The organism is Peterkaempfera griseoplana, from assembly GCF_001418575.1.
Taxonomy (GTDB): domain Bacteria; phylum Actinomycetota; class Actinomycetes; order Streptomycetales; family Streptomycetaceae; genus Peterkaempfera; species Peterkaempfera griseoplana.
Map to the genome: position 1 here is coordinate 1 of NZ_LIQR01000768.1, position 1,378 is coordinate 1,378.

3 protein-coding genes are annotated in these 1,378 nt (G+C 76.2%); all 3 read left to right on the forward strand.

All coding sequences use genetic code 11. From position 1 onward, the window contains the following. Nucleotides 1-312: hypothetical protein (locus AOK09_RS36595; RefSeq protein ID WP_407675464.1), on the forward strand; the 312-nt coding region annotated here is incomplete at its 5' end. Nucleotides 313-394: 82 nt separating this feature from the next. Further along, nucleotides 395-943, forward strand: coding sequence for a GGDEF domain-containing protein (locus AOK09_RS36600; RefSeq protein WP_055591471.1), 549 nt, complete (start codon nt 395-397; stop codon nt 941-943). A gap of 95 nt (nt 944-1,038) precedes the next feature. Next, nucleotides 1,039-1,227, forward strand: a complete 189-nt coding sequence (locus tag AOK09_RS36605) for a hypothetical protein (RefSeq protein ID WP_055591472.1) — start codon at nt 1,039-1,041, stop codon at nt 1,225-1,227. The last annotated feature ends 151 nt before the right edge of the window (nt 1,228-1,378 follow it).

Below are 1,378 nucleotides of genomic sequence, written 5' to 3' on the forward strand. Positions count from 1 at the left end.
GACCCCGTCCACCTGATCACCACCGCCGCACAGCCCACCCCGGCGACGGCCCCGGCCTGCACCTGCCACCACGGCGCCGCCCCGGCCGCCTACGCGCCGCCCACGATCGTCTACGCCCCGGCTCCGGTGCCCCGCCGGTCGGTCGCCCCGTACGTCGCCGCCAGCGCCGCTGCCGTGGCCGGGGTCGCCGCCCTGGTCACCGTGCTGACCGCGCTCCTGCTCGCCCTCGCTGTCGCCTCGGTCTCCGTTGCCGTGGTCGCCGTGGTCCTGCGCTCCCTGATCAACGGCCAGCGCACCTACCCACGCCGCTGACCTGCCGCCGGGGCGACCACGTAGCCGCCAGCATCCCGCCGCCCCGCGACCCTCAGCCCCTGCCCGTGAAGGGACCGATCCCGTGCACCTCGAACCGCTCCTTGCCGCCGCCGGCGTCCCGCTGCTCGGCTGGACTGCCCACAGCACCGTCCTGGCCCGCCGCCTGGCCACCGCCCGCCGCGACCCGCTGACCGGCCTCCACACCCGCGACGGCTTCACCACCCGCGCCGCCCACCTTGTCCGCACCCGCCCCGGCCGCACCCTCGTCCTGCTGGTCGACCTGGACGACTTCAAGCACACGAACGACACCTACGGCCACGCCGCCGGGGACGCCGTCCTCGCCGCCGCCGCCGAACGGCTCGCCACCTGGGTCGGCCGGACCGGGATCGCCGCCCGCCTGGGTGGTGACGAGTTCGCCGCCGCCGTCCTGGACTCCGCCGACCGTCTCCCGGCCCTGCGCGCGTCACTGCGTGAGCCGGTCCTGCACGTCGGGGAGTGGCTGCCGCTGTCCGCCTCAATCGGCGCCGTGCCGGTGGCTGACCTGCCGGTGCCCTGCCTGACGGACGCCCTCGCCGCCGCCGACGGCGCGATGTACGCGGCCAAGCCCAACGGCCGCACCCGCCGCCGCTGACCTGCCCGCCGGGGCGGCACGTAGCCGCCAAGCATCCCACCGCCCCGGCAGGCCCAGCCCCATCCGAACCCAACGGCCCAGAAGGGACCTTCATCATGCCCCAGATCACGCCTGCCCCGGTCCGCGTCTGCCCGGACTGCGACGGCCACGCCTCCGCCGCCGTGAGCATCGGCGCCCGCTGCCCAGACGGCACCCTCCCCACGATCACGGTCGTTTGCCGCGCCTGCTCCGGCCTCGGCAGCGTCCCCGCCCGCCGCCCCACCCTCGCCCCGGCCGGGAAGTGACCGCCGTGGCCCTCCTCGACTGGCGCGACGCCAAGCACTGGTCTCCCAAGCCCGAACCCTGCGGCCTCTGCGAGAAGCCCACGAACCTGCGCTCGGACCGCGGCAAGCCCGTCCACAAGGTCTGCGCCGAGCAGTGGACCGACACCCACCC